Here is a 4,457-nt window from a genome sequence, read left to right as displayed (position 1 = left end):
ATGTAAGGATGAGGACCCCAACATCACGACAGGCAGGATCATGACCACACATTCGCGCGGCGTTTCGGCAAGCATCGACCCGGTGAAGCTCGACAGGCTGGCGGAAGTCGCCGTCAAGGTCGGGCTGCAGCTGCAGCCCGGGCAGGACCTGGTGCTGACCTCGTCGATCGCGGCGCTGCCGCTGACGCGGCGCATCGTCGAGCACGCCTACAAGGCGGGCGCCGGGCTGGTGACGCCGATCTTCAACGACGACGAGATCACGCTGGCGCGCTTCCGCTACGGCGCCGATGCCGGCTTCGACCGCGCCGCCGGCTGGCTTTACGAGGGCATGGCGAAAGCCTTTTCCAACAATGCGGCGCGGCTCGCGGTGCGCGGCGAGGACCCGTCGCTGCTCTCGTCACAAGATCCGGCCAAGGTGGCGCGCGCCAACAAGGCGAACTCGATGGCCTACCAGCCGGCGCTGGAGAAGATCACCGGCTTCGACATCAACTGGAACATCGTCGCTTATCCCGACCTCGCCTGGGCTCGCCAGGTGTTTCCGGGCGAGCCGGACGACGTTGCGGTGGTGAAGCTCGCCGACGCCATCTTCTCGGCTTCGCGCGTCGACGTCGAGGACCCGATCGGCAACTGGAAGGCGCACAACGCCGCCTTGGCCGAGCGCACGAAGTGGCTCAACGAGCACAATTTCCACGCGCTGCATTTCACCGGCCCCGGCACGGATCTCACCGTCGGGCTGGCGGATGGCCATGAATGGATGGGCGGCGCCTCGACGGCGAAGAACGGCATCACCTGCAATCCGAACATCCCGACCGAGGAGGTCTTCACCACGCCGCATGCGATGCGCGTCGAGGGCCACGTCTCCTCGACCAAGCCGCTCTCCTACCAGGGCACGCTGATCGATGAGATCTCGGTGCGATTCGAAGGCGGGCGGATCGTAGAGGCCAAGGCGTCGAAGGGCGAGGACGTGCTGAAGAAGGTGCTCGACACCGACGAGGGCGCGCGCCGCCTCGGCGAGGTGGCGCTGGTGCCGCATTCCTCGCCGATCTCGAAGAGCGGGCTGTTGTTCTTCAACACGCTGTTCGACGAGAACGCCGCTTGCCACATCGCGCTCGGGCAGTGCTATTCGAAGTGCTTCGTCAACGGCGCCTCGCTCAGCCAGGACGAGATTGCCCGGCGCGGCGGCAACAAGAGCTTCATCCACATCGACTGGATGATCGGCTCGGACAAGATCGACATCGACGGCGTGGCCAAGGACGGCAGCCGCGTGCCGGTGATGCGCAAGGGCGAGTGGGCCTGAGAGGACCCGTTGTTTTACGCAATTCCGGGTGGGGGCTGCCGGACAGGCTTTCCCGGAATTGCTCGGCCACGGAGGTGCGACGATGACCTTTGAGGTAGCGGTCAAGCGGGTTTACGAGACGCCGGCGAAGGCGGACGGCCAGCGCGTGCTGGTCGATCGCCTCTGGCCGCGCGGCGTCAGCAAGAAGGACGCCGAATTGACGCTATGGCTGAAAGAGATCGCGCCGAGCGACGAGCTGCGCAAATGGTTCGGCCACGAGCCGGAGCGCTGGCCGGAGTTCCAGAAGCGGTACCGGGCCGAGCTCGACGCGAATGGTGATGCGGTAGCGGAGCTGCGTGATCTGTTGCGTGAGGGCAAGGTGACGCTGCTCTACGGCGCGCATGACGAGGCGCATAACAATGCGGTGGCGCTGGCGGAATATTTGGAAAGCCCAAGCTGATTGCTGAGATGTCGAGTTTCTTCGCCCCCCTCTCTGTCCTGCCGGACATCTCCCCCTCGAGGGGGGAGATTGGCAGCTTTGGCCGCGGCGCTCATCTTACAACGTCTGCGATTGGCAGCTTTGGCGAGGCGCTTGTTTTGTAACGTCTGCGATTGGCGAAGGCCGGCGTGACGGCTGATCTCCCCCCTTGAGGGGGAGATGTCCGGCAGGACAGAGAGGGGGGCGAAGGAACGCGGCTTAAGAGTAGTCGCGCCTATTTCTCGCCAACCGCCTCCTCATAAACCTCAGCCTTGAACCCCACCAAAATCCGCTCCCCCACCTCCAGCACCGGACGCTTGATCATCGTCGGCTTGGCGAGCATCAGTTTCTTCGCTTTCTTCTCGTCCAGCCCGGCCTTGTCCGCCTCCGGCAGCTCGCGAAACGTGGTGCTGCCCTTGTTGAGCAGCTTTTCCCAGCCGACCTTGCCGACCCAGCCGTTCAGCTTCCCGGCCTCGATCCCCTCGGCCCGGTAGTCGTGAAAACGATAGGGCACGTCATGGCTCTCCAGCCAGACGCGCGCCTTCTTGATCGTGTCGCAGGTGGTGATGCCATACATGGTGATGGTCAATTGGGGCCTCTGTCGGATGGGTTTCGAATCCGGTGGAAGCCTAGGCCGGCCCCACAAGCTTTGCCAGCGCTTTGCGCCGGGTGCGATTTTGGCCCTTGCCAATACTAAGGTTTTTTCCTAAGTATTTTTGGGCAACAATTGCCCGACCGCCGCGCGGTCCCGGAAGGAACAGCCATGAGCCCGCAGGCAGCAAGCCAGAACCCACTGCCCGTCGACGGCATTTTTCGCGCGCTGGCCGATCCGACACGCAGGCGTGTGGTGGAGCGGTTGAACAGAAGCCCGGCCTCGGTCAGCGAGCTGGCGGAGCCCTTCGGCATGGCGCTTCCCTCCTTCGTCGAGCACCTCAAGGTTCTGGAAGGTTGCGGGCTGGTGCAGTCGCAAAAGGCCGGGCGCGTCAGAACCTACAGCCTTTCGCCCGAACCGCTGAAGCTTGCCGAAAACTGGCTCGCCGAGCAGCGCGCGCTGTGGGAGCGCCGCCTCGACCAGTTCGACGCCTATGTGATGAGCCTCAAGGAGAGTGAAAAGTGAGCTATCCATTCAAGCCGAACCCGAAACTGGACCTGACGCTGGAGCGCTTCCTCGACGCGCCGCGCGAGTTGCTGTGGCGCGCCTGGACGCAGCCGGAGCATGTCAAGCAGTGGTTCACGCCGAAGCCGTGGGTCATCACCAATTGCGAGATCGACCTCAGGCCCGGAGGCCTGTTCCGCACGCGCATGCAATCGCCCGACGGCAAGGAGGTCAATGACCGTCACTGCTGCTATCTGGAAATCGTGCCGAACGAGCGGCTGGTGTGGACCGACGCGCTGCTGCCGGGCTACCGGCCGTCCGGCGAGCCCTTCATCACTGCGGTCATCGCGCTGACGCCCGAGGGCAAGGGTACGCGCTACACCGCCACCGCCATCCACCGCGACGAGGCAACCCGCAACAGCCACGAGGAGATGGGGTTCTTCGACGGCTGGGGCACGGTTGCCGACCAACTGGCGGACTATGTGAAGACGATCTGAGAAACGGGCATGGCGGCTTGGGATCCGAGGCCGCCATGCCTGATTGCTAAATTATGCTGCGAAAGGCGTTCGCAGCCTAAGGCCAGCAAGCCTCAGTAGTAGAACCGCTCTTCGCTGATCTTGCCGTTCTTGACGGTGTAGAGGCCAACCTCATCCATCTTGACGCGTTCGCCAGTCGACTTAGGCGTCACGTCGAAGCTGAAGCGCAAGGCGAACTGGTCGCCATTGACGTAGGGCCCCTCGACCGAACCGCCGTGAACCTCGTGGTTGGCTTCCCACCATTCGCCCTTCTGCTTGACGGCTTCCTTGCCGTTGCAAACGGCCATCGGGCCTTCCATCGCTTCGTAGCTGACGATGTCGTCGGCATTGTATTTCGCGGCGGCGCTGTGGCTGTCGCCCTTCTTGAGGAGTTCGGTGAAATCCTTGGCAATTTCCGCAGTGGTCATGATTTCCTCCCGGGGTTGGACAAGACATCAAGTAGGGACCGATCGTTCGCCTGCCAGCGGTGCGCCGCTCCGCAGGTGACAATTCGTGTCAGGATGGCGCGGCCATCAGCGGCCAGCGGCTCAAATCCTTGTAGATCGTCAGGCCGCGCAGGCTGTGAACGAGGACGAACTCTCTTGCTACAAAGCCGATTGGCTCGATCGGCTGCCTGGGGACGAATTTCTCGTCATAGGCGAGCGTCATATGCGGGGCGAAATGATCCGCCGACTTGAGGCCGTTTGCCTTCATCGCAATGCCGATCAGCCGGCTGAGTTCGCAGACGGGTCCCTCATCGGCCAGCAGCACAAATGGTCGCAAAGGTGGCCTACCCCTTGCTGCTGGCCGGCCGGCGAAACTCACGGCATGGCCAAACGTGACTTCGAATGCAGGCATTTCAACAAGACGGCCGGACCGACTGGCTGCGAATTCAGTTTTCGATCGCAGCCTTTTGTAATCGCCGACGTGCTGCAGGCTGACGTGAAACCGCTCCTTGAGCAGCAACGATCCAGTTATCCCGTTGATATCGCAGAGTCGCCTCTGCAGTGCCCAAAATTCGGATCGGTATTTTGCTTCCAAAAGCAAGCCGAAGAAGACCCGGTCCGGCCGCTTCGGCCGCAGTGGGGGAAT

Annotated in this window: 7 protein-coding genes; 4 read left to right on the top strand and 3 right to left on the bottom strand. The window is 62.8% G+C overall.

The window, feature by feature from the left end:
• Window positions 1-40: 40 nt before the first annotated feature.
• Both EOD07_RS24060 and EOD07_RS24055 read left to right on the top strand, forming a co-directional pair.
• A complete protein-coding gene (locus tag EOD07_RS24060; protein ID WP_127237217.1) occupies window positions 41-1,297 on the top strand; it encodes an aminopeptidase in 1,257 nt (418 codons plus the stop codon).
• 82 nt (window positions 1,298-1,379) lie between these two features.
• Window positions 1,380-1,736, top strand: coding sequence for a DUF488 domain-containing protein (locus EOD07_RS24055; protein ID WP_127237216.1), 357 nt, complete (start codon window positions 1,380-1,382; stop codon window positions 1,734-1,736).
• 253 nt (window positions 1,737-1,989) lie between these two features.
• Here EOD07_RS24055 and EOD07_RS24045 read toward each other — a convergent pair whose 3' ends face one another.
• Window positions 1,990-2,331, bottom strand: coding sequence for an ArsC family reductase (locus EOD07_RS24045; RefSeq protein WP_164772472.1), 342 nt, complete (start codon window positions 2,329-2,331; stop codon window positions 1,990-1,992).
• 186 nt (window positions 2,332-2,517) lie between these two features.
• On the opposite strand from EOD07_RS24045, the gene EOD07_RS24040 reads away from it, so the two are divergent.
• Both EOD07_RS24040 and EOD07_RS24035 read left to right on the top strand, forming a co-directional pair.
• Complete coding sequence (locus EOD07_RS24040; RefSeq protein ID WP_127237214.1) at window positions 2,518-2,871, top strand: metalloregulator ArsR/SmtB family transcription factor; 354 nt, start codon at window positions 2,518-2,520, stop codon at window positions 2,869-2,871.
• Entirely contained in the window at window positions 2,868-3,347 is a 480-nt protein-coding gene (locus tag EOD07_RS24035) for an SRPBCC family protein (protein WP_127237213.1), read from the top strand. Before EOD07_RS24040 ends, EOD07_RS24035 begins: the two co-directional genes overlap by 4 nt.
• Window positions 3,348-3,439: 92 nt before the next feature.
• Here the strand turns inward: EOD07_RS24035 and EOD07_RS24030 are convergent, their stop codons facing one another.
• Both EOD07_RS24030 and EOD07_RS24025 read right to left on the bottom strand, forming a co-directional pair.
• On the bottom strand, window positions 3,440-3,793 hold the full coding sequence (locus tag EOD07_RS24030) for a nuclear transport factor 2 family protein (protein WP_073988460.1): 354 nt from the start codon (window positions 3,791-3,793) through the stop codon (window positions 3,440-3,442).
• Between the two features lie 88 nt (window positions 3,794-3,881).
• Window positions 3,882-4,457 (bottom strand): 2'-5' RNA ligase family protein, encoded by a 576-nt coding sequence (locus EOD07_RS24025; protein WP_127237212.1) that lies wholly within the window; start codon window positions 4,455-4,457, stop codon window positions 3,882-3,884.

Source organism: Mesorhizobium sp. M2C.T.Ca.TU.002.02.1.1 (genome assembly GCF_003997225.1).
The sequence above is the reverse complement of the archived record's forward strand: the minus strand, read 5'-3'. Positions and strand labels throughout refer to the sequence as shown.